Source organism: Brevundimonas sp. FG8, assembly GCF_057808845.1.
In genome coordinates, this window is record NZ_JBMDIU010000007.1 from 31533 (window position 1) to 54738 (window position 23206).

General features: G+C 67.1%; 27 protein-coding genes. 13 read left to right on the forward strand and 14 right to left on the reverse strand.

Annotated features, from left to right (window positions below; all coding sequences use genetic code 11):
• Positions 1–139: 139 nt before the first annotated feature.
• The 11 genes from ACODRV_RS12525 to ACODRV_RS12575 all read left to right on the forward strand — a co-directional run bounded on the left by ACODRV_RS12525 (position 140) and on the right by ACODRV_RS12575 (position 11138).
• Positions 140–1066 carry a lysophospholipid acyltransferase family protein gene (locus tag ACODRV_RS12525; protein WP_141627316.1) on the forward strand — a complete coding sequence of 309 codons (927 nt, stop codon included), beginning with the start codon at positions 140–142 and terminating at the stop codon, positions 1064–1066.
• A 25-nt stretch (positions 1067–1091) separates the two neighbouring features.
• Positions 1092–2603 carry an HAL/PAL/TAL family ammonia-lyase gene (locus tag ACODRV_RS12530; RefSeq protein ID WP_488908539.1) on the forward strand — a complete coding sequence of 504 codons (1512 nt, stop codon included), beginning with the start codon at positions 1092–1094 and terminating at the stop codon, positions 2601–2603.
• On the forward strand, positions 2600–3028 hold the full coding sequence (locus ACODRV_RS12535; protein WP_205750748.1) for an acyl-CoA thioesterase: 429 nt from the start codon (positions 2600–2602) through the stop codon (positions 3026–3028). Before ACODRV_RS12530 ends, ACODRV_RS12535 begins: the two co-directional genes overlap by 4 nt.
• 62 nt (positions 3029–3090) lie before the next feature.
• Positions 3091–3540: an outer membrane lipoprotein carrier protein LolA gene (locus tag ACODRV_RS12540; RefSeq protein ID WP_255431461.1), complete on the forward strand. Its 450-nt coding sequence runs from the start codon at positions 3091–3093 to the stop codon at positions 3538–3540.
• Between the two features lie 3 nt (positions 3541–3543).
• The gene (locus ACODRV_RS12545; RefSeq protein ID WP_488908540.1) at positions 3544–5757 is read left to right on the forward strand and encodes an MMPL family transporter; all 2214 of its coding nucleotides are present in this window, start codon (positions 3544–3546) and stop codon (positions 5755–5757) included.
• A gap of 4 nt (positions 5758–5761) precedes the next feature.
• Positions 5762–6970: an NAD(P)/FAD-dependent oxidoreductase gene (locus tag ACODRV_RS12550; RefSeq protein WP_205750749.1), complete on the forward strand. Its 1209-nt coding sequence runs from the start codon at positions 5762–5764 to the stop codon at positions 6968–6970.
• A complete protein-coding gene (locus ACODRV_RS12555; protein ID WP_488908541.1) occupies positions 6958–7563 on the forward strand; it encodes a DUF3261 domain-containing protein in 606 nt (201 codons plus the stop codon). The genes ACODRV_RS12550 and ACODRV_RS12555 overlap by 13 nt, the downstream gene beginning before the upstream one ends.
• Entirely contained in the window at positions 7563–8729 is a 1167-nt protein-coding gene (locus ACODRV_RS12560; RefSeq protein WP_488908542.1) for a beta-ketoacyl-ACP synthase, read from the forward strand. The genes ACODRV_RS12555 and ACODRV_RS12560 overlap by 1 nt, the downstream gene beginning before the upstream one ends.
• Positions 8726–9181, forward strand: coding sequence for a hotdog family protein (locus ACODRV_RS12565; protein WP_488908543.1), 456 nt, complete (start codon positions 8726–8728; stop codon positions 9179–9181). Before ACODRV_RS12560 ends, ACODRV_RS12565 begins: the two co-directional genes overlap by 4 nt.
• Entirely contained in the window at positions 9178–9912 is a 735-nt protein-coding gene (locus ACODRV_RS12570; RefSeq protein WP_370450951.1) for a 3-ketoacyl-ACP reductase FabG2, read from the forward strand. The genes ACODRV_RS12565 and ACODRV_RS12570 overlap by 4 nt, the downstream gene beginning before the upstream one ends.
• Positions 9909–11138 carry a beta-ketoacyl-ACP synthase gene (locus ACODRV_RS12575; RefSeq protein ID WP_205750750.1) on the forward strand — a complete coding sequence of 410 codons (1230 nt, stop codon included), beginning with the start codon at positions 9909–9911 and terminating at the stop codon, positions 11136–11138. Before ACODRV_RS12570 ends, ACODRV_RS12575 begins: the two co-directional genes overlap by 4 nt.
• Positions 11139–11156: 18 nt before the next feature.
• Here ACODRV_RS12575 and ACODRV_RS12580 read toward each other — a convergent pair whose 3' ends face one another.
• The 7 genes from ACODRV_RS12580 to ACODRV_RS12610 are packed head-to-tail and all read right to left on the reverse strand — an operon-like array spanning position 11157 to position 15259.
• Positions 11157–11522 carry an ApeI family dehydratase gene (locus ACODRV_RS12580; protein ID WP_488908544.1) on the reverse strand — a complete coding sequence of 122 codons (366 nt, stop codon included), beginning with the start codon at positions 11520–11522 and terminating at the stop codon, positions 11157–11159.
• Positions 11519–12838 (reverse strand): class I adenylate-forming enzyme family protein, encoded by a 1320-nt coding sequence (locus tag ACODRV_RS12585; protein ID WP_488908545.1) that lies wholly within the window; start codon positions 12836–12838, stop codon positions 11519–11521. Before ACODRV_RS12585 ends, ACODRV_RS12580 begins: the two co-directional genes overlap by 4 nt.
• Complete coding sequence (locus ACODRV_RS12590) at positions 12835–13404, reverse strand: COG4648 family protein (RefSeq protein WP_488908546.1); 570 nt, start codon at positions 13402–13404, stop codon at positions 12835–12837. Before ACODRV_RS12590 ends, ACODRV_RS12585 begins: the two co-directional genes overlap by 4 nt.
• A complete protein-coding gene (locus ACODRV_RS12595) occupies positions 13391–13639 on the reverse strand; it encodes an acyl carrier protein (RefSeq protein WP_141628343.1) in 249 nt (82 codons plus the stop codon). The genes ACODRV_RS12590 and ACODRV_RS12595 overlap by 14 nt, the downstream gene beginning before the upstream one ends.
• A gap of 8 nt (positions 13640–13647) precedes the next feature.
• Positions 13648–13920 carry a phosphopantetheine-binding protein gene (locus tag ACODRV_RS12600; RefSeq protein WP_141627327.1) on the reverse strand — a complete coding sequence of 91 codons (273 nt, stop codon included), beginning with the start codon at positions 13918–13920 and terminating at the stop codon, positions 13648–13650.
• On the reverse strand, positions 13917–14678 hold the full coding sequence (locus tag ACODRV_RS12605; RefSeq protein WP_488908547.1) for a lysophospholipid acyltransferase family protein: 762 nt from the start codon (positions 14676–14678) through the stop codon (positions 13917–13919). Before ACODRV_RS12605 ends, ACODRV_RS12600 begins: the two co-directional genes overlap by 4 nt.
• Positions 14675–15259 carry a beta-ketoacyl synthase chain length factor gene (locus ACODRV_RS12610; RefSeq protein ID WP_168196846.1) on the reverse strand — a complete coding sequence of 195 codons (585 nt, stop codon included), beginning with the start codon at positions 15257–15259 and terminating at the stop codon, positions 14675–14677. Before ACODRV_RS12610 ends, ACODRV_RS12605 begins: the two co-directional genes overlap by 4 nt.
• 138 nt (positions 15260–15397) lie before the next feature.
• Here ACODRV_RS12610 and ACODRV_RS12615 point away from each other — a divergent pair, with 138 nt between their 5' ends.
• Positions 15398–15919 carry a 4'-phosphopantetheinyl transferase family protein gene (locus ACODRV_RS12615; RefSeq protein WP_141627330.1) on the forward strand — a complete coding sequence of 174 codons (522 nt, stop codon included), beginning with the start codon at positions 15398–15400 and terminating at the stop codon, positions 15917–15919.
• On the opposite strand, the gene ACODRV_RS12620 is transcribed toward ACODRV_RS12615, so the two are convergent.
• Positions 15902–16639, reverse strand: a complete 738-nt coding sequence (locus ACODRV_RS12620) for a glycosyltransferase family 2 protein (RefSeq protein WP_141627331.1) — start codon at positions 16637–16639, stop codon at positions 15902–15904. The two genes, ACODRV_RS12615 and ACODRV_RS12620, sit on opposite strands and share 18 nt — an antisense overlap.
• A gap of 18 nt (positions 16640–16657) precedes the next feature.
• The gene (locus tag ACODRV_RS12625) at positions 16658–17116 is read right to left on the reverse strand and encodes a hypothetical protein (RefSeq protein WP_488908548.1); all 459 of its coding nucleotides are present in this window, start codon (positions 17114–17116) and stop codon (positions 16658–16660) included.
• 251 nt (positions 17117–17367) lie between these two features.
• On the opposite strand from ACODRV_RS12625, the gene ACODRV_RS12630 reads away from it, so the two are divergent.
• On the forward strand, positions 17368–17952 hold the full coding sequence (locus tag ACODRV_RS12630) for an acyloxyacyl hydrolase (RefSeq protein ID WP_141627333.1): 585 nt from the start codon (positions 17368–17370) through the stop codon (positions 17950–17952).
• Between the two features lie 49 nt (positions 17953–18001).
• Here ACODRV_RS12630 and ACODRV_RS12635 read toward each other — a convergent pair whose 3' ends face one another.
• The 5 genes from ACODRV_RS12635 to ACODRV_RS12655 form a co-directional block, all read right to left on the reverse strand.
• On the reverse strand, positions 18002–18658 hold the full coding sequence (locus ACODRV_RS12635; RefSeq protein WP_488908549.1) for an OmpW/AlkL family protein: 657 nt from the start codon (positions 18656–18658) through the stop codon (positions 18002–18004).
• Positions 18659–18789: 131 nt separating this feature from the next.
• Positions 18790–20166: an oxygen-independent coproporphyrinogen III oxidase gene (gene hemN, locus ACODRV_RS12640; RefSeq protein ID WP_488908550.1), complete on the reverse strand. Its 1377-nt coding sequence runs from the start codon at positions 20164–20166 to the stop codon at positions 18790–18792.
• Positions 20153–20302, reverse strand: coding sequence for a cytochrome bd-I oxidase subunit CydX (gene cydX / locus ACODRV_RS12645; protein ID WP_141627336.1), 150 nt, complete (start codon positions 20300–20302; stop codon positions 20153–20155). Before cydX ends, hemN begins: the two co-directional genes overlap by 14 nt.
• Before the next feature lie 20 nt (positions 20303–20322).
• Entirely contained in the window at positions 20323–21471 is a 1149-nt protein-coding gene (gene cydB / locus ACODRV_RS12650) for a cytochrome d ubiquinol oxidase subunit II (RefSeq protein WP_141627337.1), read from the reverse strand.
• A 24-nt stretch (positions 21472–21495) separates the two neighbouring features.
• A complete protein-coding gene (locus tag ACODRV_RS12655) occupies positions 21496–23076 on the reverse strand; it encodes a cytochrome ubiquinol oxidase subunit I (RefSeq protein WP_488908608.1) in 1581 nt (526 codons plus the stop codon).
• Positions 23077–23206 lie beyond the last annotated feature (130 nt).

A 23206-nucleotide genomic window follows, 5' to 3' on the forward strand; every position in this document is an offset into this window, starting at 1 on the left:
ACCGTGACCGTCAAGGCGGGAACCAGCGGCGGATTGTCCGGTCACATTGCCTGTCGAGGGCGGCCGTCGATATAAGACCCCCCTGTCATCAGGAGGGGTTGTGGCGACTGCGGGGGAAGACCGGCGGCATTGGGCCGACATGAGAGAGCGTGGCGCCGCCTGGGGCCCGGCCCTGATGGGCTTCATCTATCGCGTCCTGGGCCGCACAGGCTGCCGGATCGTCGCGACGCCGGTGATTCTGTACTTCTATCTGGCGGGACGGCGGCAGCGGCTGGCGTCGCTGGATTACCTGCGTCGGGTCTGGAAGGCGCAGGGGCGAACGGATCGTCCGGGGCACCCGCAGGCCATCAGGCATTTCCTGGCCTTCGGCGAATCCCTCATCGACAAGATGGAGGCCTGGATCGGTCGCATCGACCGACTGCAGGTGGACGAGATCGAGGGTGACGGTTTCGAGCAGCTGCGCAACGACAAACGCGGGACACTGGTGCTGTCGGCCCACGTCGGCGCCACCGAGATCGTCAGGGCCATCGCCTCGCGACACCAGAAGCGCCGCATCACCATCCTGATCCATTCCCCGCACGCGAAGCGGTACAACGCCCTGATCCAGCGCTACGCGCCACAAAGTCAGATTTCGTTGGTGCAGGTTTCGGCGTTCAATGTGGCCACAGCGGCCGCGCTTTCGGGCTGCATCGAGCGCGGCGAGTGGGTGGTGGTCATGGCCGACCGCATGCCCGTGACCGACACCGGGCGGGCGATCATGGCCGATTTTCTGGGCGCGCCGGCGGCCTTCCCCGAAGGCCCGTTCGTGCTGGCGACAGCCCTCAAATGCCCTGTCTATACGATGTTCTGCTATAAGTTGAACGGTCGTTACCGGGCGCAGGTTTCCCTGTTGAACGACGGGGTCGCCATCCCCCGGGGACAGAGGCAAGCCGCCTTGCAGGAACTGGTGCGTGGCTATGTTGATGCACTGCAAAAACTGGTGCTGGCGGCGCCCTACCAATGGTTCAATTTCTATGCTTATTGGCCTGACGTTGGGGATGCGTCGGGGAACCGCATAAGTGACTAAAATCGTTGAATTTGGCGCCCGGGATTTGACCGTACACGAGGTCTGGTCCCTCTCCCGGCGCGAGGCGGACGCGCGCCTGAGCGAGGCTGCGCTGGAGCGGGTCGCCCGCTCGTCGAACCACATCGACACCCTGCTGGCGCGGGATGGTGAAATCTATGGCGTGACCACCGGCTACGGCGACAGCTGCACGACGCAAATCCCCGCCGAACTGGTCGCCGCACTGCCCCTGCACCTGACTCGTTTCCACGGCGTCGGCATGGGCCGCTTCCTGAATCCGGAAGAGACCCGCGCTGTTATGGCGGTGCGTCTGGCCGCCCTGCTGCGCGGCTGGTCGGGCATCTCGACCGATCTGGCGACTCTGCTGACCGACATGCTGCGCCACGACATCCTGCCGCTGATCCCGGCGGAAGGTTCGGTCGGCGCCAGTGGCGACCTGACGCCGCTCAGCTATATCGCCGGTTCGCTGATCGGCGAGCGGGACGTGCTGTACAAGGGTCAGGTGATGACCGCGTCGGAGGCCTTCGCCCAGACCGGCCTGAAGCCCATCGTCCTGCGGCCCAAGGAAGGGCTGGCGGTGATGAACGGGACGTCGGTGATGACCGGTCTGGCCGCGCTGGCCCTGCATCGCGCCGAAGGATTGGCGCGCCTGTCGGCCCGCCTGACCGCCATGGCGACCATCGGCCTGCTGGGCAATCCGAAGCATTTCGATCCGCGCCTGTCGCTGGCCAAGCCGCACAGCGGTCAGGGCCGGTTCGCCGCGCGAGTGGCCGAGGACCTGGCGCCGTTCGCCGAACTGCACGCGCCGACCCGTTTGCAGGACCGCTATTCGATCCGCTGCGCACCGCACGTCGTCGGCGTGCTGGAGGACATGATCGAGCCGTTCCGCCAGATGATCGAGATCGAGATCAACAGCGCCAACGACAACCCGCTGTTCGACCCCGAGACTGGCGACGTTCTGCACGGCGGCCACTTCTACGGCGGCCATATCGCCTTCGCGATGGACAGCCTGAAGAACCTCGTGGCCAACGTGGCGGACCTGCTGGACCGTCAGTTCGCCCTGCTGGCCGATGTGCGGAGCAACAACGGCCTGCCGCCCAATCTGTCGGGCGCGACCGGCGCCCGCGCCGCGATCAACCACGGCCTGAAGGCGCTGCAGATCGGCGTGTCCGCCTGGACCGCCGAGGCGCTGAAGGGCACCATGCCCGCCAGCGTCTTCTCGCGCTCCACCGAGTGTCACAACCAGGACAAGGTCTCGATGGGCACCATCGCCGCGCGCGACGCCCTGCGGGTGCTGGAGCTGACCGAACAGGTCGCCGCCGCCCACATGGTCGCCTGCGGTCAGGCCCTGCGCCTGCGACTGAAGTCCGGCGAGATCACCGAGGACATGATCGGCCCCGGCATGACCGCTCTTGTCGAGGCGGTCCCTTTCATCGAGGAAGACACGCCGCTGGACCGCCGACTGGTCGCCCTGACCGCCCGGATCGCCGAGCGCGACATCCCGCTCGACTGGGCGGAGGACGCGGGAACGAAGGCGTGAAAACCATCGTCAGCGCATCGGCGTCCGCGGTCCCGCAGTTCTTCGACCTCGACCCGATGAACATCGTCTGGCACGGCAACTACCCCCGGTTCCTCGAACTCGGTCGTGTTGCCGTGATGGAGCGGATTGGGTACAGCTATGAGGAGATGGTCGAGAGCGGGTTCGCTTGGCCGATCATTGACTTACGGATGCGATATATTCGGCCGATGCGGCTGAATCAGCCGGTGAAGATCACCGCAGGGATTGTCGAATGGGAGAGCATACTCCGGATCACCTATCTGGTTCAGAACGAGGCAACCGGAGAGAGGGTGATGCGAGCCAGTTCGTCCCAGGTCGCGTTGCGCATCAACACGCAGGAAATGCTCTGGGTTACGCCGCCCGTGTTGCGGGCGCGCTTGGAGCCGTTCTTGTCGCCGGCTGGCTGACGGTCACGCCGGCGCAGGCCGCCTGCGCCAACCCCGAACGCCTGCCCGCCGAGCGCGGCGCCCTGAACTTCGTCCAGACCCGGAACCTGTCGGGCGTGCGCGCGCCGCTGGTGTCGCGCGGTCAGGCCCGGATCACCGACAACCGCGTCGACTGGCACGTCACCGACCCGCTGGACGTCCGCACCGTCATCACGCCGTCCGGCGTGACCCAGTCGGTCGAGAACGGGCCGGCCCAGCGCATGGGAGCCCAGGGCGGTGAAGCCTTCCTGTCGACCGGCCTGCTGGACCTGCTGTCGGGCGACATCGCGGCCATGCGCCGTCACTACAACATCACCCGCCGTCCGGCGGGACCGGGCGGCAGCTGGCGTCTGCGCCTGACGCCGCGCGCCCCGGCGCTGGCCCGTCAGCTTTCGTCCATCGACATCTCGGGCTGCGAACGGGTCAACTCCGTCGAGGTGCTGCAGGCCAACGGCGACCGTATGCAAATCGCGCTTACCCCGGCCCGGAGATAAGACTTGTTCCGGATCGGGGCGGCGGTTCTTTGTGCGCTGTGGTGCCTCGTCGCCTGCGTTTCGATCGGCCTGCGCGTGCAGCAGCCCAACGCCTTCGACGTCGACATCCAGAACCTGCTGCCGCGCACCGCGCTTGAACCCGTCATCCGGGCGGCCGTCGCCGACGCCGGAACCACGGCCTCGCAGCGGGTCGCCGTGCTGGTATCGGCCGAAGACCCGACCCGCGCGCAGGAAGCCGCCGCCGATCTGGAGCGCAGCTTCGTCGCCGCCGGTTTCGCGCCGGACCACGCCCAGGGCGAGGCGCTGGGCCGCTGGATGTTCGCCAACCGCAACCAGCTGTCGTGCAGCGCCGACCCGGCGAGCTTCGACGCGGCGGCGGTCGAGCGGCGGTCGCAGGTTCTGCTCTATTCCCCCCTGGCCCCGGTCTCGGGCGGCATGCTGGAGAAGGACCCGTTCCTTCTGACCCTGCAACTGGCCGAATGCCTTGCGCCGCCTTCGGGCGGACAGATCGGGGACTCGGTTCTGGTGTCCGGCGTGCTGACCGCGTCGGCCTACCGCATCGACGTACAGGACCGGATCGCCGAGACCTTCACCGGCTGGCAGGGCCGCTGGCCGGGCGTCGAGGCGTCGCGCGCCGGGGTCGTCTTCTTCGCCGAGGACGCGGCCAAGCAGACCCGCAACGAGATGGCCCTGATCACCGGGATCTCCGGCGTGGTCATCCTCGCCCTGCTGCTGGCCTGTTTCCGGCGGCCGCACGCGATTCTGGGCACCTTCGCCGTGACGACCGCGGGCGCCGCGGGGTCGCTGGGCGCCGCCTTCCTGTTCTTCCCCAGCGTTCATGTGCTGGTCTTCGTCTTCGGCTCGGCCCTGATCGGGGTCACGTCCGACTATGCGCTGCACTACCTCGCCACCGGTCCGCAGACAGGCTGGGCCAGCCGTAAGGAACGGCTGAAGGTCATCCGTCGTCCGCTGGCCGTCTGTGCGCTGAGCACCTCGCTGGGCTTCGCCGGGCTGGGCCTGTTCGGCGTCGAGGTCTTCAATCAGGTGGCGGTCTTCTCGGTGGCGGGCATCCTGACGGCCTGGTGGTTCACCATTACCCTCCTGCCGTACCTCGATCCGAAGCCGAGGAAGAACGCCGAAAAGCTGACGGCCTGGTGGAACTGGCTGGAGCGCCCGTTCCTCGCCTTCCGCTGGAAGCGCGCCTATTCGGTCGTCGGCCTGCTGATCGTGCTGGGCGCCGTCGGCGCGGGCGTGGTGCGCTTCAACGTGCTGGACGACGTGCGCCAGTTCCAGCCGCGATCGGCCCAGCTGTCCGCCGAGGAGGCGAAGGTGCGCGAAGCCGTGGGCTTCAGCTCCTCGCCTCAGTTCCTGTTGTCCTTCGGCGCCGACGCACAGGAGGCCCGACGTCGCGAGGAAGCCCGGCTGGCCGGCTGGCCGGCGGATGCGGCCCGCGATGTGCTCGCGGTCAGCCGCTTCGACCCGTCGAACGCACGGCGCGCCGAAAACGAAGCGCGCCTGCGCACGGAACTGTTCGAGCCCCGCCTCGCCGCCCGGGCGCAGGATCTGGGCCTGACAACGGTTGATGCGTTCGCCACGACCGTTCCCGCCCCTGCCCTGCCGCCGCTGATCGCCAATCTGGAAGGCTCGGCCGGCGGACTGCACTATCTCGTGGCGCCGCTGGGGCCGACGGCCGTGAACCAGCCGAAGGAAGACCGTGAAGGCTCACGCGTGGTCGACCCGACGGCGCGCTACACCCAGGCCTTCGCCACCTTCCGCGGACTGGCGGCGGGCGCGGTGCTGGCGACGTTCGCCGCCTGCGCGGTTCTGGTTCTGGTGCTGTACCGGACCTGGCGCGCGCTCGCTATTCTGGCCGCGCCGACCGTCGGCGTGCTGATGGCGGTTGCCCTGCCCTCGGCGCTGGGCATGCCGGTGTCCTTCTTCTCGGTCGCGGCGCTGTTCGTCGTCATCGGCGTGGGCATCGACCATTCGGTCTTCCTGTTCGAGGCGAAAGAGACCGACGGGGAGTCAAAGGAGCTCGTGGTCTTCCTTGCCGGCTTGACCACCATCCTTTCGATGGGGCTTCTGGGGCTGAGCGGGACCTTCCCGGTCGCCAGTTTCGGGATCGCGGTCGCCGTCGGGGTGACTGCCGCGTACCTGTGTTCATTCGTGCCGATCAAAGTGAGGGGGAAGTTGGCTCATGCAAACAAGCAGGACTGATGTCTTGATCATCGGGGCCGGGCCTGCGGGCTCGCTCGCCGCAGCGCTGCTGGCCCGCAAGGGCCATAAGGTCGAGATGATCGAGCGCACCCATTTCCCGCGATTCTCGATCGGCGAAAGCCTGCTGGCCCAGTCGCTGGAGTTCCTCGGCGACGCCGGCCTGCTGGAGGACATCGAGGCCCACGGCTTCCAGTTCAAGGACGGCGTCGTCTTTGAACGCGCGGGCGTGACCACCCCGATCTATTTCCCCGACAAGAGCGCACCAGGCCGGTCCACGACCTTCCAGGTCATGCGTTCGGAGTTCGACGACCTGCTGGCCAAGGGCGCGGTCAAACAGGGCGCGACGGCCAGCTTTGGTCAGGAAGTCATCGCCTTCGAGAGCGATGACGACGGCGCCGTGGTGACCGTGCGTGACGAAGCCGGCGAGACCCGCCGCATCGAGGCCCGCTTCGTGCTGGACGCCAGCGGCTTCGGGCGGACGCTGAGCAAGCTGTGCGATCTGGAAACCCCGTCGGACTTCCCCACCCGTCGCGCGGTCTTCGGTCAGGTGAAGGACAACATCACCGCCCCGCACTTCGACCGGAACAAGATCCTGGTCACCATCCACCCCGAGAACCCGGTCATCTGGTACTGGCTGATCCCGCTGGCCAACGGCATCTCGTCGGTCGGCGTGGTCGGACCACAGGACGACATCGAGGCCGCCGGCGCGACCGATCACGAGCGCCTGTGGAACCTGATCGCCAAGGTTCCGCACAAGCAGGACATCCTGAAGGACGCCGAGGTCTATCGCCCCGCCGCGACCATCGTGGGCTATGCCTGCAATGTGAAGAGCCTGCACGGCCCGAGCTTTGCCCTGCTGGGCAATGCAGCGGAGTTCCTGGACCCGGTCTTCTCGTCGGGCGTGACCATCGCCTTCAAGTCCGCGACCCTGGCCGCCGGTCTGGTGGACCGCCAACTCAAGGGCGAGACCATCGACTGGCAGGAGGAGTTCTCCAGGGAGCTCTACGTCGGTATCGACACCTTCCGGGAGTGCGTGGACGCCTGGTACACGGGCGCCCTGCAGACGATCATCTTCAATCGGCCGAAGGAGATGAACGACATCACCCGCCAGCTGACCTCGGTGCTGGCCGGCTATGCCTGGGATCGCAGCAACATCTTCGTCAAGTCGCCCAAGCGGACGATGCGGACCGTGGAGCAGTGGTGCCTCGCCTGAGGCTGGCGTCAGCGCTGGGCCTGACGGTCCTGCTGCTGACGGTCACGGGGTGCGCGACCGCGCCCCGTGATCCCTCGCACGCGACGGCGGGGGCCGAGTTGCAGGCGCGGATCGCGCCGGACATCGTCCTGACGCTGCCCAGCCCGCCGGCCTATCCGCAGACCCGCACGCTGATGCAGGCCGGACAGATTCGGCATGGCGACCGTCAGGCGGCCTTTGAGTCGATCCTGGCGCTGTCCCCCGACGAGGTGGAGATCGTCATCACCATGGCGGGCGGCGGCTTGCGGCTGTCGACCATCACCTGGACCGCCGCAGGTGTGCGCGAGACCCGTTCGCCCATCGCTCCGGACAGTATTCCGGTGGCGAACATTCTGGCGGACATCTTCATCGCCCTGTGGCCCGCGGAGGCGATCAACGCCGCCCTTCCCGAGGGTGTGACCCTGACCGAAACCGCCGACGGCGGGCGTCAGGTCCGTCGCGGTGATGAACTGATCTCCGAGATCGTGCCGGACGCCGCCAATCCGGCCCGTCGCGTGTCCCGCAATCTGGCCTTCGGTTACGAAGTCACCATCACCAGCCGGTCGCTGGACTGATGGCGACGCCGATCCATATCGCCGACTATTCGGTCGCCTGTGCGCTCGGTGCGGACCGGGAGGCGGTCGCCGCCGCCCTGTTCGCCGCCGAGCCCGTCCGACTGTCGGGTGAAGCCACCCTGACCACGGGCCGGGTCGTGCCGGTCGGACGGCTGCCCTTCGATCTGGACGGCCCGGCGCACGAGACCCGCACCAACCAGATTCTGGCCCACTGCTTTGCGCCCCTGAAGGACGCCGTCGAGGCGGCCAAGGCGCGCTACGGCGCCGACCGGATCGGCGTGGTGATCGGCACCTCGACCTCCGGCATCGGCGAAGCCGGCGAGGCCCTGAAAGCCAGGCTGGCGACCGACCAATGGCCCGAAGGCTTCTCGATCAGGCCACAACAACTGGGCGACAGCGCCGCCTTCACCGCCAGACTGGCCGGTGTTCAGGGCCCGTATTTCTCGGTCTCGACCGCCTGCACCTCGGGCGGACGGGCGTTGGCCTCGGCCGCGCGGCTGATCCAGTCGGGTCTGTGCGACGTGGTGATCTGTGGCGGCGCGGACTCGCTGTGCGACCTGACCCTGAACGGCTTTTCGGCTCTGGGCTCGCTGTCGGGCGTGGTCTGCGCCCCGATGAGCGCGAACCGGGACGGGCTGAACCTCGGCGAGGGCGGCGCCCTGTTCCTGCTGACCCGCGAGCCCGGCCCCTACCGACTGGCGGGATGGGCCGGCAGCGTCGACGGGCACCATATGTCGGCGCCGGACCCCACGGGCCGTGGGGCGGAGGCGGCCATGCGCGCCGCCCTGACCATGGCGGGCCTTGAGGGCGACGCCGGGCGCAAGGCGGTGGACTTCATCCACCTGCACGGCACGGCGACGCCGCTGAACGACCAGATGGAGGCCCATGTGGTCGAGCGGGTGTTCGGACTGGACACCCCCGCCGCCTCGACCAAGGCCCTGACCGGACACACCCTCGGCGCCGCCGGGGCGATCCAGGCGGCCCTGTGCCTGCTGGCGATGGAGCAGGGACAATTGCCGCCGCATGTCTGGGACGGCGAACGCGATCCCGAACTGCCGGTGATCCGGCTGGCGCAAGCGGGCGAAACCGCCTCGCTGAAGGCGATCCTGAGCGCCAGCTATGCGTTCGGCGGCAACAACGTCGCGCTGGTTCTGACCGCCGCATGACCGAGTTCCCCCCCATTGAGGCGCTGATCGTCCACCGTGCCGGCATGCTGCTGATCGACCGGATCATCGGCCGGGAGGACGAGGTCGTGACCAGCGAGGTGGTGATCCGTTCTGACCAGCTCTTCTTTCAGCCCGGACGCGGCGTACCCGCCTATGTCGGCTTCGAGCTGATGGCGCAGACGATCAGCGCCTCGGACGGACTGGACCGACGCGACGAAGGTTTGCCGCCCGTCGTCGGCCTGCTGCTGGGTTGTCGGAAATATGCTGTCTCCCGCACCTTCTTCACCGAGGGCGAGCGGCTGGTGACCGAGGTGACGCCCCTGATCAGCGACGAGGGCATGACCGCCTTCCGCTGCCGGATTCTGGACGACGCCGGGGAAGAACTGGCCAGCGCCACCATCAACGCCTACCGCCCCGACGACCTGTCGGCCTTCCTGCGATCACAGCAATGACACAAGACAACCTGAAGCGACCCGTTCTGGTCACCGGCGCCAGCAAGGGCATCGGCCGCGAGGTCGCCCTGCATCTGGCGCGCGCCGGTCATCCCGTCACAGTCCACTACGGCGGCGACCGCGCCGGCGCCGAGGCCGTGGTTCAGGCCATCGTTGAGGCGGGCGGCGTGGCGGATGTGCTGGGCTTCGACGTCCGGGACCGTGACGCCACGCGTGACGCCCTGGTCGCCCGCATCGGAGAGGACGGCTTCTGGGGCGTGGTGCTGAGCGCCGGGGTGACCCGCGACAACGCCTTCCCCGCCATCGACGGAGCCGACTGGGATGTGGTCCTGCGGACCAATCTGGACGGCTTCTACAATGTGCTGCAGCCGCTGATCATGCCGATGATCCGGCGTCGGGACGGCGGGCGGATCGTGGCCATCGCCTCGGTCTCCGGCGTGATCGGCAACCGCGGACAGGTGAACTACAGCGCCTCCAAGGCCGGGCTGATCGGCGCCGCCAAGGCGCTGGCGGTCGAGCTGGCCAAACGCAAGATCACCGTCAACTGCGTCGCCCCCGGCCTGGTCGAAACGGCCATGAGCGACGAGATCCCCAAGGAGATCGTGGACGCCGTTCCGATGCAGCGCATGGGCACGGTGCGCGAAGTCGCGGCGGCCGTCGGGTTTCTGTTTTCACCGGACGCGGGCTATATCACCCGTCAGGTTCTGGGCGTGAACGGGGGGTTGATTTGACGCGTCGTGTCGTGGTGACCGGCATGGCCGGCGTCACCGCCCTGGGGGGCGAATGGGCTGAAATCGAGCGCCGCATGCGCGCGGGCGAGACCGGCACGCGCCGCATCGCCGACTGGGAGCGCCTGACGGACCTGACCTGCAAGGTCGGCGCCCCGGCGTCCTGGTTCGTCCACGAAGGCCGCTATCACCGCCAGAAGTCCCGCTCGATGGGCCGGGTCGGCATCATGGCGGTCGACTCGGTCGAGCGCGCGTTAGCCCAGGCCGGCCTCACCGATGATCCGGTGCTGAAGACCGGCCGGACGGGCGTGGCCTGCGGCTCATCGTTCGGCTCGACCGACCCGATCCGGGACTTCGTGCACTTCCTCGAAACGGGCAAGGCGGGCGGGCTCAACGCCACCAGCTACATCCGCATGATGGCCCACACGGCCGCGGTGAACATCAGCGTCTTCTTCGGCCTGACCGGCCGGGTGATCACCACCTCCTCGGCCTGCACCTCGGGCTCGCAGGGCGTGGGCTACGGCTATGAGACCATCCTGCACAATCAGGCGGACATCATGATCGTGGGCGGGACCGAAGAGTTCTGTCCCAGCATGGCGATGGTCTTCGACCGCCTGTACGCCACCAGCTCGAACGGCAACGATACGCCGGAATCCGCCTGCCGCCCGTTCGAAGCCAGCCGCGACGGCATGGTGACAGGCGAAGGCGCGGGCTTCCTGATCCTTGAGGAGCGGGAGCACGCGCTGGCGCGCGGCGCGACCATTCTGGCAGAGGTGACGGGCTTCGCCACCAACGCCGACGGCGCCCACATCTCGCACCCGGCGCGTGAGACCCAGGAGCGGGTCATGCGTCAGGCCATGGAGATGGCCGGGATCGGCGTCAGCGACATCGCCTTCATCAGCGGGCACGGCACCGCGACCGTCGCGGGCGACGTGGTCGAGAGCCAGGCCACCCAAGCGGTCTATGGCAAGGACGTGCCCTTCCACACCCTGAAGGGCCATTTCGGTCACTCGCTGGGGGCCTGTGGCGGCATCGAGGCCTGGCTGGGCGTGGAGATGCTGCGGACGGGGTGGATCTCGCCCATCGCCAACTTCCACGAGCACGACCCGCGTTGCGCCGAACTGGACTACGTCGGCGTGGGCGGACGCGTGATCGACGGGGACTATTTCGTGTCCAACAACTTCGCCTTCGGCGGCATCAACACCTCGCTGGTGTTCAAGCGGGCCTGACGTCGGCCCGGACCGGTATCAGGCCAGATCGCCGACGTCGCCCTGTGAGGCCGGCGCCCCGTTCAGCTTGAAGACGAACGACAGCCCGCCCGTCGACGGGTAGTGGCGCAGCTCCAGCACCACGGCGTCGCCGGGCGCCAGCACGCGGCGGAATTTCAGCCGCGAGATGGTCGCGCTGGACGGCCAGCCGCCCCATACCCGCTCGGCCAGCAGCACGGCCAGATGAGCCTGTGACACGCCCGGCAGGATGGGCTGGCCGGGGAAATGGCCGTCGAAATAGATCAGCTCGGGGACGAGGGTAAAGGCGATCTCCGCCGTCGTCTCGCCGGTGCGCCGGATATCCAGATCAAGCACGTCCAGCGGGCTGGAAGCAGTCACGGTCATGGGCGGCTCCCTTCAGGCGCGCCGAACAGGGCGCTGAGCGTGGACAGGATACGCTTGCCCTGACTGTTGGTCTCGATCCGGTCGACGAAGCGCCAGTATTTCGGGCGCTCGGCGCTCTCCAGCAGGGGAGAGACAGCGGCGCGCAGGCGGCGGGACAGGCGGAATGTCCCCTCCTCCGCCAGCAAGGCCTGACCGGCGAGGGTCAGCTCGACCACCGCGCCCAGCGCGCCCTTGTGATCCGGCAGCGAAAGGGCGGCGACGGCCGCGATCTCTGGCAGTCGGCCCAGCATGTCCTCGACCCGGGCCAGCGAGACCCGCTTGCCGTCGATCTTCACGATCCGGTCGCCGCGCGGCTTCAGACGAAAGCGGCCGTCGGCCTGCTGGTCGATGACGTCGCCCGTCCGCTCGGGCCCGTCGTCCTGCAGATAGGGCGAGCGGACGATCAGGGCCTGCGTCTCATCCGCGGTGATCGAGACGTCCGGGAATGGGGTCCAGAGGGCGTCAGGCGCGGTCTGACGGCGCCAGGCGAGGCCGCCCGTCTCGGTCGAGCCGAGCACCTCGGTGGCCGGGCGACCGAAGACCATCACGCACTCAGCCGCCGCATCGGTCGGCAGGAGCTGGCCGGAGGAAAAGATCAGACCGGGCGTCGGCTGGTACATCTCCACGCGCGGCGACAGACGGGTCAAATGGGCCGGGCTGGAGACCAGCGTGGTCCCGCCGAAACGGCCTTCGAGGTTCTCCCAATAGACGGCGGGAGCGTCGTCGCTGACCCGACCGGACATGACCGGCCAGACCACGCGGAAGAGGAAGCCGTAGAAATGTTGATGGGAGACGGTCGAAATGACCGGCCCCGCCTCCGCGCCCCAAAGGTTGTCGAGAGCTCGCGCCTCGACCTCAAGCCGGGACAGGTTCTTGCGGACACGCTTGGGCGCGCCCGAGGAGCCCGAGGTGAAGAAATCGATGACCGGGTCCGTGACGGCGTCAGCCAGCGCGGCGACATCGCCATCCAGCAGACCCCCGAAAAGGTCGTCGGTGATCAGGGCCTCGGGCGGACAGCCGATCTCCGCCAGATACTCCGGCTGGGCGTGGGCGGGCATGGCGATCATCCGCCCGGCCGCGGCGGCGGCGAGAAGACTGGCGGTCAGGTGCGCGGCGGACGCCACGCTGAGGAAGACCGTGTCGCGCGTGGCCTGTACACGCGGCAGAAGGGCGGCGGCCAGACGTCGGACGTCGCCCGCCGTTACGACCTCGCCGTCGCGCTGGAACAGCGGACGGGCGGCGTCGGTCTGGATCAGGGTCTGGATAAGGCCTTTCATCGTGCTTCCATGGCGCGCCGGGCGAAGGGACGCACCACCAGCTCGCCGACGATCAGGACACCGATCAGCGCATAGGAGACGCCGGCGTTGTAGAGGGTCCAGACATGCCAGTCGGCCCAGATGGCGGTCCAGACCGCGACGGCGCCGTTCAGAACGAAGAAGCCGGTCCAGATCATGGTGACCACGCGGGTGTAGGCGACTCCGCTGGGCGGCAGGTCCGGATCGGTCATCCGCGCGAACCGCTCGATCATGCTGGGACCGCGCAGAAGCGTCTGACCGAAGGCGAGGAACATCGCCGCGTTCATGAAGGCCGGATAGAGCCGGACCGACAGCTCGCGATCAAACAGGGCCACCGTCACCAGCCCCCCCGCCGCCAGCAACAGCCCCAAGGTCAGGGCTCCGGGCGTGCGACGGGCGCGGTCAGACAGGGTGCGCAGAAGCAGGAAGACCAGCAGACCGCCGACCACCCATCCGGGTCCGACGGTGCGCACCGCGATCGCGGCGACGACAGGGTAGAGTACCGAGGTTGCGACTAGCAGAACCGCCGGTACATCAACCTTGGGCATGCTTCTTCTGGGCGAGGTTCAGCACGTCGTCGATCGTGCGGATGCCGCGGAACTCGTCCGGTTCGATCTTGCGGCCGGTGATTTCCTTCAGCTGGACCATCAGATCGATCGCGTCGATCGAGTCGAGGTTGAGCTGCTCCACCAGATCGGCTTCGGGCGTGATCAGGTCACGGGGCACGTCGAAGGCGGAGACGAGATACTCCTTGATCTCGGAATAGATGGTCTCACGTTCCATGACGGCGCTCATTGCTTCAGGGCCTTCTGCTGGGCCACGAAGGCGATCAGGGCGTTGATCGTCTGGAAGTGGCTGTGCAGTTGCTTGTCATCAACATCGATCTTGATGTCGAACTTCTTCTGCAGCGCGACCCCGATCTCCAGCGCGTCGATGGAATCGAGCGCCAGACCGGTGTTGCCGAACAGATCCTCGTCGGCGCCGATGTCGTCCGGGGTGATGTCCTCGAGATTCAGGACCTCGATGATCGCGGATTTCATCTCGAATTCGGTGGGTGTCGTCATGCGGCAAGCAGTTCTTCTATTCGGCGCTCCACCTGCATGCACAGGCTCCGGGCGGCGATGGCGGATTGAATGGATTGGTCCGGAACGTCAATATGTTCATGGACCTGGATAACCCAGTGAGCGCGCCGACTGGGGACTTTGTACCACGGCTCGCCCTTCAGCAGGGTCGGCGGACTGCAGGTGATGGTGACCAGCCGGACCGGCGCCCGTGAGCGGTGGGCGATATAGGCGAAGCCCCGCTGGTACTTCGGCTTGACGCCCGGCGGCGTGCGCGAACCCTCGGGGAAGATGACCAGATTGTTCCCGGCCTCCAACGCCGCGACGCAGTCCTCGATCAGCCGCTCGGGATCGTTCTCGTTGGGAATATAGTTCGCCGCCGTCACCACGCCGCGCATGAACGGATTGCGCCAGACCCCCGCCTTCACCACGCATTGGGTCCGCTCCATCAGGGACATGATGAAGACGATGTCGAGCAGGGAGGGGTGGTTGGCGATGACCAGTGTGCCCCGGTCATTCCGCAGCAGCTCGGCGCCGTGAACCTCGTAGGAAACGGCCCCGAGGAAGACCATGATCCGCACATAGGTGCGCCAGACGCGGTGTACGGTCTGCTGGGCGATGCGGGTCCGCTGCTCCCGATCGCGGACAAGCAGGTTGATCAGCGGGAAGACCACGATGGCGAGGAACAGCCCCCCCAGCCCGAACAGGGCGAAGGACGTGCCCGTCGCGATCAGCAGCCAGAATCTTGCGAGCGCCTTCATGCCGCCAGCGCGTCCAGTCGCGGCGGCGAGAAGGTCAGACGCGTCTGTCCGGCCCTCAGGGCGTTGACCACCGCCAGTGCGCCGGTGCGCCCGGGGGTGACCACGACGCCCTCCCCGCCGTCACCCACCAGGGCGAGGGTCATGGCGATGAACACGCCGGGGGTGGCCTCATCCAGATCGGCGTAGAGGCCCGAAAGGCGCTCGTCGGCGTGCACCAGAACGATGGAGGAGGCCTCCCCGGTCGTCAGCTGGGCCCAGGCCTCGACCAGACCGGCCGACAGGGTCGCCGTATCGCCGCCGATGGAAATCTGATCGCCCGGACCTTCAATGGACAGGCTCAGCGCGCCCAGCGGGGCGTTATGGACCGACAGGCCGAACAGGGACGGCGACAGCAACTCGTTCCGCGCGATGTCGCTGAGCAGGGTCACGGTGCTGTCGAGATCGCCGTTGGGGCTGGACAGCACTACCGGCGTTCCGGGCCGATCGCGCAGCAGCGGCAGGGCGCATTGAAGGACATTGCGGGTGAAGGCAGGCAGGCGGCGGCGTTGCTGCACAGGGATGGCGGAGGCGTCCTCAGCCACGCCAAAACGCTCATCGCTCTCTGAAGAGAGGATGGCGCCCCATGCGGTCACACCCAACGCTAGCACTGTCCCACATCCCCCGACGTTCACCTTGCAACCTATATGGCTGCACGGGGCAGTTCAATATAATCCGGGGTAATGCAGCGCACCCATCGATCCCTGACGGCGAGCTATGCTGTTCGATTTATAGCAAAGTTTCCCCGCGACGCCCGCGTGCCGCGCCCGATCCAGAGCGAAGCGGCGGCGAGCCTGCTGGCCGAATTGAGGGCTGGAACCGGACTGTTCGAAGGTCCGTCGTCCAGGGCGCACAGCCGGAACGGGATCGCCGTGGCCGCGACGCCGGAAGGCCGGATCGGCATCGACATCGAGCATCGTCTTCCAACGCGGCCGATCCGGGACATCGCCCGGCTGCTGATGGACGCCACGCCGACGGACGACGACGCCGCCTGGCGGGTGTTCACCTTCCACGAAGCCTACTTCAAGGCGTTCGGCGAGATGGCGGGCCCGGCGCGACTGCGCGCTGTGGCGGGCACGACAACCCCGACCTACCGCACGACGGAGGGGCTGAACGTCCTGCATGAGACTGTCGACGGAGATTTCGCCCTGACGCTGGTCTGGGACGGCCCCGTTGAAGCGGTCCGACTACCGGGCGAAGACTGAAACCCACAGCTTGCGGATCAGGCGGAACGGGGCCTGCAACGCCAGCCGGGTGTGCATCTTCGATATCCGCACATTGTCGGCCAGCATCTCGAAATTGGAGACGTTGTCCGGCGGATAGATGACCTTGGTCGGCAGGTTCACTACGGGCGTCCCGCGCCAATGCATGTGCACGGCCATTTCGGTGTCGAAATCCATGCGCGAGCCGATTCTGGTCCCCGCGATGACCTCGGCCACCTTGGGCAGCGGGTAGAGGCGGAAGCCGCACATCGAGTCGGCGATGGCCAGCGAAGCGGTCTCGATCCACACCCAGACGTGGGTGATCCATCGACCGATCTTGCGCGCCCTGGGCACGCTTTCGTCATAGACCGCCTGACCGCAAATCAGGGCCTCGGGCCGCTGCCGCGAGGCCTCGATGAAGCGGTGGACGTCCTCGATGTCATGCTGACCGTCGGCGTCGATCTGGAGGGCGTGAGTGAAGCCCTGGGCGATGGCTTCGCGGAAGCCCGTCAGGACCGCCACGCCCTTGCCCGCATTGACGTCCAGCCGCAGGACCTGAACGCCGTTGGAGGGATCATGCAGGGCGGCGATTTCAGAGCGCACGGGCTCCGTATTGCCGTCGTCAACAATCAGGACGTGGTCGCAAAGCTCAACCAGCCGTCGCGACAGACGCGGTAGCTGGCTGACATGGCGATAACTCGGAACAACGGCGCACAAGCGCATACTGTGCGCCGCCTGAAATCAGCGAAGGCTGACCATGTCGCCCTTCAGGGCGACGCCGGCCATAAGGAAGCCCGCCGAGCACTTGTACTGGGTGCGGCTGGACCATTCGACATTGTCCCAGTTGGACCGGACGTTGATGACGGCGTTGCCGCCGTTGGCCAAGGTCTGGTTCTTCAGGCGGATCAGGGCCGACAGCATGACCCACTGGCAGGATTCCTCGGCCGAGCGGCCGAAGCGGCGGCTGCGTTGCGAGGTGGTGGCGTCAGCCTCGATGCGGCGCGCGACACGGGGGTGCGGCGCGTCGCCGAAATAGAAGGTCACGCCTTCCAGTTGCGAAGCGTATTCGGGACGCTCCAGCACATTGGCGATTTCGTGGATGGTGACATCGTCAGCCGGGGCGGCCGCCATCGGCGTCGCCGGGGCCGCCAGAAGAGCAGCGGAAAGGACCACACCAGTCACAAGGATGCCGGGCTTCATCGATTCTCTCCTGTCAGAGCGCCGTTCGTTCGCGACTTTCTGGCACGGGCAGACGGGCGCGGCAACCTTGCCGGGCAAAGCTTCCGGGGGGCGGAATTCAATCGGCGGGCCTCCCCTTGCAACCCCCGGATTCTTGAATAACCTCACGGAATCCCGGCCTTCGACGGCGCTTGCGTCGCGACCTTCAGGCGTCCGTCCATATCCTCGGCAGGGCGCGCCCGGTCCGGGACCGCTACAATAAGGTGAGAACCATGTTCGTCCGCACTTGCGCCCTGCTGACCTGCACCGCCGCCCTCGCCCTCGCGGGACAGGCCCGGGCCCAGACCGCGCCGGAATTCCGGCTGGTCGACGAGGTTCGCTTCGCCGTGCTTCAGCACGACACCGGCGTGATCGGCGAGAACCGCGAGGACGGTGTCGATCTGGGTGTTGAAGTCCTGTCCACGCCCATCGAAGCCTTGCGTCTGATCGGTTCACCAAAGGTCGTGGCCGGCGCGCTGGTGAACACCGACGGCTACACCAACCAGATCTATCTCGGCCTGCAGGCCGAACGGACCCTGGCATCCCAGGTCTTCAGCCCGAACGACGCCATCTATCTGGAAGGCATGGTCGGCGCCGCCTGGCACGACGGCAAGCTGGACGTCAGCGGCACGCCGCTGGAGGACGAATGGAAATCGCACGGCAGCCGTGTGGTGTTCCGCACCGGTTTCGGCGTCGGCTATCGCTTCAATGAAAAATGGTCGCTGACGGCCACCTTCCACCACATCTCGAACGCCGACACCTCGCTGCCGAACGAAGGCTCGAACGACATCGGCCTGCGTCTGGGCATGAAGCTCTGATCAGCGAAAGGCCGCACCGGCGCCCGGGCGTCGGTGCGGCCTGATCAGCCTAGAATTTGCGGCTGACACCGACCGAGACGACCCACGGATCAAGGTCGACGTCGCTGTGCAGGGCGCCGTTGTTCACGTCGGCGTCCGTGTTGAACCAGATCTTCTTCACATCGACGTTGACGCTCCACGGCCCCTGAATGCCGATGTCCGCGCCCGCCTGCAGCGCGTAGCCGAAGCCGTCATCCAGATCGACGGTGAAGCCGTTCTTGTCGTCGCCGCTGTAGAACAGCATGTAGTTCACGCCCGCGCCGACGTAGGGGCTGACACGCCCGCCGCTCAGGGGGCGGTATTGCAGGGTGACCACCGGCGGCAGCACCCAGGTCTCATGCACGGCGACATCGGTCCCGCCGCCCTGGGCGCGGATCTCATGCTGCGTCGTGCCGAGGATGCCCTCGATCGCGAAATGGTCGGTCAGGAAGTAGGTGAAGCCGAGGGTCGGCATGACACTGTCGCCCACATCGACATGCAGGCCGCTGTCGGCGCCGGCGCTGGTCAGGATGGCGTTGTCCGCGCCCGAGAAGACGTCGGTGACACGGCCGGTGACCAGCCAGTCGCCCTTGCGCGGGGCCTCCCAGGTGTTGGCGGTCTGGGCCATCGCCGGAGCGGCGAAGGCGGTCGCCGCGGCGGCGGCGAGGATCAGGGTCCTGAAGTTCATCTCTTTCATCCCCGACGCCCGGGGTCGCCTCATGCGGCCGGTTGCGAGCGTCTTGGAAGAGTGATGCGCGCCTATGCCGAACGCGGCATTGATCCAGCGCAAACCCTTGTCTGGCCGCGTAATTTATCCGGTCAGACGACGCGGGCGTGCCGCTGCTGGATGCGGGCCGCATCCGGGTCGAAGGCAGCGCAGACAGCCCTTACGAAGGGTCGTCCAGGAGGGGTCACGTCCACCCTGCCCTCATCGACCCGAACCAGGCCGTCGCGCTGGAACCGGCGGAGGGCCGGCCACGCGCCGGCGACCTCGGACAGAGGCTGTCCGCGTCGGTCAGCTATCGCCGGGACATCGACGGTGAAGTCGCACATCAGCCGTTCGATAATCTCGCCGACGAAGGCGTCCCGTTCGGTCAGGACCACGCCACGCGCGATGGGCAGTTCGCCCCGTTCGACGGCGGCGCGCCAGTCGCGTTCGACGGTATGGTTCTGGGCGAAGCCGCCGGGCGCACGGCTGATCGCCGACGCGCCCAGCCCGATCAGCACCTCGGCCTCATCCGTCGTATAACCCTGGAAGTTCCGGCGCAGCCGCCCGGCGCGCTCCGCCGCCGCGAGCGAGTCGTGCGGCAGGGCGAAGTGGTCCAGTCCGATCGCTGCCCAGCCCTTGCCGGTCAGATAGCGCGCGGCGGACTGGCTCTGGGCGAAGCGCACCTCGGCGCCCGGCAGGTCGGCGTCGTGGATCAGCTTCTGGTGCGGCTTCATCCACGGCACATGGGCGTAGCCGAACAGGGCGATCCGCTCGGGCCGCAGCGTTGTCACCAGACCCAAAGTCGTGACCACATGCTCGATGGTCTGAAGCGGCAGCCCGTACATCAGGTCCAGATTGATGGAGGTGACGCCCTGCTCCCGCAGCGCCGCCACCGCCCACTGGATGGTCTCGAACCGTTCGGGCCGGTTCACCGCGGCCTGAACGTCCGGCGACAGGTCCTGCACGCCCAGACTGGCGCGGCTCAGGCCGATGCGCCCCGCCGCCTCGATCCAGTCCTGCGTCAGGACCTCGGGGTCCAGTTCAGCGGCGACCTCGAAACAGTCGGTCAGGTCAAAGCGTTCGGCCAGACCGGCGTACAGCCGCTCCAGCTCGACCGGCGGCAGCATGTTCGGCGTGCCGCCGCCGAAATGGATCGAGCCGACGCGCGGGCGCCGCCCCATCCGCGCCACCACCAGATCGACCTCACGCAGCAGCAGATCGACGTAGCTGGTGATCACGCTTTCGCGGTTCACCGCGCGGGTGTTGCAGCCGCAGTACCAGCACAGCCGCTTGCAGAACGGGATGTGCAGATACAGCGACACCGCGCGATCCGGACGGGCGGCCACTAGCCAGCCGCTCCAGTCGTCCGCTCCGACGGCGGGCGTGAACTGCGCCGCCGTCGGGTAGGAGGTGTAACGCGGGGCGTGGGCGTCGTAGCGCGCGATCAGCTCCCACGTTTTCAGGTCTGCGGGACTAGAGGGGAACATCGCCCTCTTTCGACGCATCGGGGGTGGACAGGCCCTCATCGCCTTCATCGAACAGGGCGAACTCATGCCACAGGCCGTTCAGGACGCCGAACGCCACCGCCAGACCAAGGCCAAGGATCCAGGCAAAATACCACATGGGTCAGATCTCCTCGGGGTTCAGTACAGGTCGGGGTTGGTCTTGAGCGCCGCCGTCGAGGTCCGGCCCCACAGCACCTTGTAGACCCAGGCGGTGTAGAGCAGGACCAGTGGCAGGAAGACGATGGTCACCAACAGCATGATGAACAGCGTCAGGTGGCTGGAGGACGCGTTCCAGACCGTCAGGCTGGACTGCGGATTGATCGAACTGGGCAGGATGAAGGGGAACATCGACAGGCCGACTGTCGAGATGATGCCCACCGCCGAGGCCGAGGAGCCGCCGAAGGCCAGCGGGGCGGAGCGGCGCCACATGCCGATCAGGCCCGCCAGAGCGCCGAGGAAGCCCAGCGCCGGAGCGATCAGCATCCAGGGATAGCGGCTGTAGTTGTCCAGCCAGGCGCCGGGAGCGGCCTCCACCGTTGTGCGGAGCGGGTTGGAGAAGCCGTTCGGGTCCAGCGCGCCGGTGATGCGGTAACCCATGTCTCCGAAGGCGATGAACAGACCGCCGACCGCGAACAGGACCAGAGCCAGCACGCCGGCGATGGTGCCGTAAAGGCGGGCCCGTTCCAGCACCGGCCCATGTTCGGCCTTCACCGACAGCCAGGCGGCGCCGTGCAGGACCAGCATGCAGACCGACAGCAGGCCCGCGATCAGGCTGAACGGGGTGAACAGGCCCAGCAGATTGCCGTCGTAGAAGGAGCGCAGGTCGGCATCGAGCCGGAAGGGGGCGCCCAGCAGGACGTTGCCGACGGCGACGCCGAAGACCAGCGAGGGCACGAAGCCGCCGATGAACAGGCCCCAGTCCCACATCGTGCGCCAGGTCTTCGAGGCCCGCTTGGAGCGGTATTTGAACGAGACCGGCCGCAGGATCAGGGCGGACAAGACCAGGAACATGGCCAGGTAGAAGCCCGAGAAACTGACCGCGTAGACGAAGGGCCAGGCCGCGAAGATCGCGCCGCCGCCGAGGATGAACCACACCTGGTTGCCCTCCCAGGTCGCGCCGACGGTGTTGATCACCATGCGCCGCTCTTCATCCGTTTTTGCGACGAAGGGCAAAAGGGCGCCGACGCCGAGATCAAACCCGTCCGTCAGGGCGAAGGCGATCAGCAGCACGCCCAGCAGTCCCCACCAGATCAGGCGGAGCGTGGCGAAGTCGATAGGAAGTTCCATGATCGGATGTCCTGAAGGTCTGGGTCAGGCCACGGCCGGCGCGGGGGCGCGCTCGCCGGGCTGCTCGGGGTCGGTATCGCCGAACGCCTCCTGTTCGTGGAACGGACCCTTCTTGATGGCTTGAAGCATCAGCTTCACCTCGACGACGGCCAGCGTGCCGTACAGCAGGGTGAAGCCCGCGATGGTCGCCCACAGCTGCGGCACGGTCAGGCTGGACGCGCCGAGGAAGGTCGGCAGCACGCCCTCGACCGCCCAGGGCTGGCGACCGAACTCGGCCAGAATCCAGCCGAACTCGATGGCGATCCACGGCAGGGGGATGGCCAGCACCGCGATCCGCAGGAACCATTTCGTCTGGTGCTTGCGCAGGGTGCACAGCACGAACGCCGTGCCGAACAGGGCGATCATGAACATCCCGATGCCCGCCATGACGCGGAAGCTCCAGAACAGGACCGGCACGTTCGGCACCGTCTCCCACGCCGTCTGACGGATCAGCTCCGGCGTGGCCTGACGCGGATCGGCGACGTGACGCTTTAGCAGCAGGCCGTAGCCCAGGTCGCGACGGTGGGTTTCGAACAGACCGCGGGCGGCCATGTCCTGCGGGTTGGCCTTGACCTTCTGCAGCGCGTCATAGGCGATCACCCCGGATTCGATCCGCGTCTCGGCGGTGGCGACCAGCTCGAAGATGCCCTCGACCGGCTTGTCGATGGTGCGGGTGGCGATCAGGCCCATAACCCACGGCACATGCACGCCGTAGTGAGTGGTGCGATCCTCCATACTGGGGATGCCCACCAGCGTCAGACCGGCCGGGGCCGGCTCCGTGCGCCACATGGCCTCCAGCGCCGCCAGCTTCATTTTCTGGTTGTCGGTCAGCGCGTAGCCGGACTGGTCGCCCAGCACGACGACCGAGAGAGAGGCGGCCAGACCGAAGGCGGCGGCGACGGTCATCGACCGCTTGGCGAAGCCGACGTGCTTGTTCCGCAGCAGGTAGAAGGCCGAGACGCCGAGCACGAAGACGGCGGCGCAAACATAGCCGGCGCTGACGGTGTGCACGAACTTGGCCTGGGCGACCGGGTTGAACAGCACGGCCATGAAGTCGGTCACTTCCATGCGCATGGTGTCGGGATTGAAGGCCGCGCCGACCGGGTTCTGCATCCAGCCGTTGGCGATCAGGATCCACAGGGCCGACAGGTTGGTGCCCAGCGCCACCATGAAGGTGACGAACAGGTGGGCGTGCGGCTTAAGCTTGTCCCAGCCGAAGAACATCAGTCCAACGAAGGTGGCCTCGAGGAAGAAGGCCATCAGCCCCTCGATGGCCAGCGGGGCCCCGAAGATGTCGCCGACGTAGTGGCTATAGTAGCTCCAGTTCATCCCGAACTGGAATTCCATGGTGATGCCGGTGGCGACGCCGAGAACGAAGTTGATGCCGAAGAGGACGCCCCAGAACCGGGTGATGGTCCGCCAGATCGGCCGGCGGGTCATCACATAGATCGACTCCATGATCACCAGCATGAACGACAACCCCAAGGTCAGGGGCACGAACAGGAAATGGTACAGGGCTGTCAGCGCGAACTGCAGCCGGGAGAGGTCGACGACCGCCAGGTCGATCATGGCAATGCTCCAGCGCGCCGGGCACGACGACCGGCGTTTCAGTGTGCCTTAAAATCGCGGCGAGGCACGCGCCTTGATTTCGATCAAAGCTCTCGTCCGCGCGGGAATTTAATGGGACGCATTGTCC

Excerpts from the sequence above, each read along its gene's own strand:
- ACODRV_RS12525 (WP_141627316.1), top strand. The coding sequence starts at position 140 with ATGAGAGAGCGTGGCGCCGCCTGGGGCCCGGCCCTGATGGGCTTCATC.
- ACODRV_RS12560 (WP_488908542.1), top strand. The coding sequence starts at position 7,563 with ATGGCGACGCCGATCCATATCGCCGACTATTCGGTCGCCTGTGCGCTC.
- ACODRV_RS12565 (WP_488908543.1), top strand. The coding sequence starts at position 8,726 with ATGACCGAGTTCCCCCCCATTGAGGCGCTGATCGTCCACCGTGCCGGC.
- ACODRV_RS12570 (WP_370450951.1), top strand. The coding sequence starts at position 9,178 with ATGACACAAGACAACCTGAAGCGACCCGTTCTGGTCACCGGCGCCAGC.
- ACODRV_RS12580 (WP_488908544.1), bottom strand. The coding sequence starts at position 11,522 with ATGACCGTGACTGCTTCCAGCCCGCTGGACGTGCTTGATCTGGATATC.
- ACODRV_RS12585 (WP_488908545.1), bottom strand. The coding sequence starts at position 12,838 with ATGAAAGGCCTTATCCAGACCCTGATCCAGACCGACGCCGCCCGTCCG.
- ACODRV_RS12590 (WP_488908546.1), bottom strand. The coding sequence starts at position 13,404 with ATGCCCAAGGTTGATGTACCGGCGGTTCTGCTAGTCGCAACCTCGGTA.
- ACODRV_RS12595 (WP_141628343.1), bottom strand. The coding sequence starts at position 13,639 with ATGGAACGTGAGACCATCTATTCCGAGATCAAGGAGTATCTCGTCTCC.
- ACODRV_RS12600 (WP_141627327.1), bottom strand. The coding sequence starts at position 13,920 with ATGACGACACCCACCGAATTCGAGATGAAATCCGCGATCATCGAGGTC.
- ACODRV_RS12605 (WP_488908547.1), bottom strand. The coding sequence starts at position 14,678 with ATGAAGGCGCTCGCAAGATTCTGGCTGCTGATCGCGACGGGCACGTCC.
- ACODRV_RS12615 (WP_141627330.1), top strand. The coding sequence starts at position 15,398 with ATGCAGCGCACCCATCGATCCCTGACGGCGAGCTATGCTGTTCGATTT.
- ACODRV_RS12620 (WP_141627331.1), bottom strand. The coding sequence starts at position 16,639 with ATGCGCTTGTGCGCCGTTGTTCCGAGTTATCGCCATGTCAGCCAGCTA.
- ACODRV_RS12625 (WP_488908548.1), bottom strand. The coding sequence starts at position 17,116 with ATGAAGCCCGGCATCCTTGTGACTGGTGTGGTCCTTTCCGCTGCTCTT.
- ACODRV_RS12630 (WP_141627333.1), top strand. The coding sequence starts at position 17,368 with ATGTTCGTCCGCACTTGCGCCCTGCTGACCTGCACCGCCGCCCTCGCC.
- ACODRV_RS12635 (WP_488908549.1), bottom strand. The coding sequence starts at position 18,658 with ATGAACTTCAGGACCCTGATCCTCGCCGCCGCCGCGGCGACCGCCTTC.
- hemN (WP_488908550.1), bottom strand. The coding sequence starts at position 20,166 with ATGTTCCCCTCTAGTCCCGCAGACCTGAAAACGTGGGAGCTGATCGCG.
- cydX (WP_141627336.1), bottom strand. The coding sequence starts at position 20,302 with ATGTGGTATTTTGCCTGGATCCTTGGCCTTGGTCTGGCGGTGGCGTTC.
- cydB (WP_141627337.1), bottom strand. The coding sequence starts at position 21,471 with ATGGAACTTCCTATCGACTTCGCCACGCTCCGCCTGATCTGGTGGGGA.